This window comes from Albimonas donghaensis (genome assembly GCF_900106695.1).
GTDB classification, from domain to species: Bacteria; Pseudomonadota; Alphaproteobacteria; order Rhodobacterales; family Rhodobacteraceae; genus Albimonas; species Albimonas donghaensis.
In genome coordinates, this window is record NZ_FNMZ01000020.1 from 1 (window position 1) to 2,500 (window position 2,500).

Below are 2,500 nucleotides of genomic sequence, written 5' to 3' on the forward strand. Positions count from 1 at the left end.
TGGTTGCGGGGGTAGGATTTGAACCTACGACCTTCAGGTTATGAGCCTGACGAGCTACCGGGCTGCTCCACCCCGCGGGTGTTTTGTTATCGTGATGAGAGACGAATTGGATGCGGTTTACGGGTCTGGCGGCGACCTACTCTCCCACGGCTTAAGCCGCAGTACCATCGGCGCGGCGGGGCTTAACGGCCGAGTTCGGGAAGGGATCGGGTGTTTCCCTCGCGCTGTGACCGCCAGACCTGTGAACCGCATCCAGCGTCGAGTTTCGGGGGCGTGGGAAGCGGCCTGTGGCCGTTTCCGCGCGGCCCTGAGGCTCGACGATGTGATGAGATGAGACTCTTTCCAAGTCAGTGCTGTTCATGTGTTGAACTTGCTGGTCCGGAGACGTTGGTGTGTATTCACACCGGCCGTCTTCCGGGACGGGTCAAGCCTATCGAGCAATTAGTACCAGTCGACTGCACGCATCGCTGCGCTTTCATCCCTGGCCTATCGACGTGGTGGTCTTCCACGGCTCTCAGGCGAGACCTGGTTTTGAGGGGGGCTTCCCGCTTAGATGCTTTCAGCGGTTATCCTGTCCGTTCATAGCTACCCAGCACTACCCTTGGCAGGATAACTGGTCCACCAGTGGAACGTCCACCCCGGTCCTCTCGTACTAGGGGCAGCTCCTCTCAAGTCTCGAACACCCACGGCAGATAGGGACCGAACTGTCTCACGACGTTCTAAACCCAGCTCACGTACCACTTTAATCGGCGAACAGCCGAACCCTTGGGACCTGCTCCAGCCCCAGGATGTGATGAGCCGACATCGAGGTGCCAAACGATGCCGTCGATATGGACTCTTGGGCATCATCAGCCTGTTATCCCCGGCGTACCTTTTATCCGTTGAGCGATGGCCCTTCCACGAGGGACCACCGGATCACTATGGCCGTCTTTCGACTCTGCTCGACTTGTCAGTCTCGCAGTCAGGCTGGCTTATGCCATTGCACTCGTCGAGCGATTTCCGACCGCTCTGAGCCAACCTTCGCGCGCCTCCGTTACGATTTGGGAGGCGACCGCCCCAGTCAAACTACCCGCCACAGAAGGTCCCGGATCCAGGTTCATGGACCGCGGTTAGACATCAAGCGAATGAAGGGTGGTATCTCAAGGAAGGCTCCACAAGAACTGGCGTCCCTGTTTCAAAGCCTACCACCTATCCTGCACATCACGCGCCTGATGCCAATCTGAAGCTGTAGTAAAGGTGCACGGGGTCTTTCCGTCTGACCGCGGGAACCCCGCATCTTCACGGGGAATTCAATTTCGCTGAGTCTACGTTGGAGACAGCGGGGAAGTCGTTACGCCATTCGTGCAGGTCGGAACTTACCCGACAAGGAATTTCGCTACCTTAGGACCGTTATAGTTACGGCCGCCGTTTACCGGGGCTTCATTTCGGAGCTTGCACCCCTCCATTTAACCTTCCGGCACCGGGCAGGCGTCAGACCCTATACGTCGTCTTGCGACTTCGCAGAGCCCTGTGTTTTTAGTAAACAGTCGCCACCCCCTGGGTTGTGCCCCTCGCCTCTGGTTGCCCAAAGACGAGGCCTCCTTCTCCCGAAGTTACGGAGGCATTTTGCCGAGTTCCTTCAACGTAGTTCTCTCAAGCGCCTTGGCATACTCTGCCTGTCCACCTGTGTTGGTTTAGGGTACGGTCTGATGGAGTGTTGTTTCCAGGAACCGCTCAGCAGCCCCTCCAATCCGATAAGGAGGAACTACACCTGCGATCCGTCACGCTCTCCTGGCTCAGGAATATTCACCTGATTCCCATCGCCTACGCCTTTCGGCCTCGGCTTAGGGGCCGGCTCACCCTGCTCAGATTAGCTTCAAGCAGGAACCCTTGGACTTCCGGCGAGAGGGTCTCTCACCCTCTTTGTCGCTACTCATGTCAGCATTCTCACTTCTGTTCGCTCCACGGGTCCCTCACAGGCCCGCTTCGTCGCCAACACCGGTCCGACCATCCCTGGGCTTGCGCCCAGGCAAAGTCGGAAGGTGTTTAGAACAGAACGCTCCGCTACCAGTGCTTACGCACTCCAAAGCTTCGGCTCGTGGCTTGAGCCCCGTTACATCTTCGCCGCAGGACAGCTTATCTAGACCAGTGAGCTGTTACGCTTTCTTTAAATGATGGCTGCTTCTAAGCCAACATCCTGGTTGTCTTGGCCGTCCCACATGCTTTCCCACTTAGCCACGAATTAGGGGCCTTAGCTGTTGGTCAGGGCTGTTTCCCTTTCCACGACGGACCTTAGCACCCGCCGTGTGTCTGCCGCATAGTGTTCCTCGGTATTCGGAGTTTGGTTAGGCTCAGTAAGGCTGTGGGCCCCCATCACCCATCCAGTGCTCTACCCCCGAGGACATTCGTGCGACGCTCTACCTAAATAGATTTCGCGGAGAACCAGCTATCTCCGAGTTTGATTGGCCTTTCACCCCTAGCCACAGCTCATCCCGACCTTTTTCAACAGGTGTGGGTTCGG

General features: G+C 57.3%; 1 tRNA gene and 2 rRNA genes (1 of these 3 cut by a window edge). All 3 read right to left on the reverse strand.

Features of this window, described 5'->3' with window-relative positions:
- Positions 1-77 (reverse strand) — tRNA-Met (locus BLV24_RS21245).
- A gap of 46 nt (positions 78-123) precedes the next feature.
- Positions 124-238 (reverse strand): 5S ribosomal RNA (rrf, locus tag BLV24_RS21250).
- A 182-nt stretch (positions 239-420) separates the two neighbouring features.
- Positions 421-2,500 (reverse strand): 23S ribosomal RNA (locus tag BLV24_RS21255); it runs 747 nt beyond the window's last position.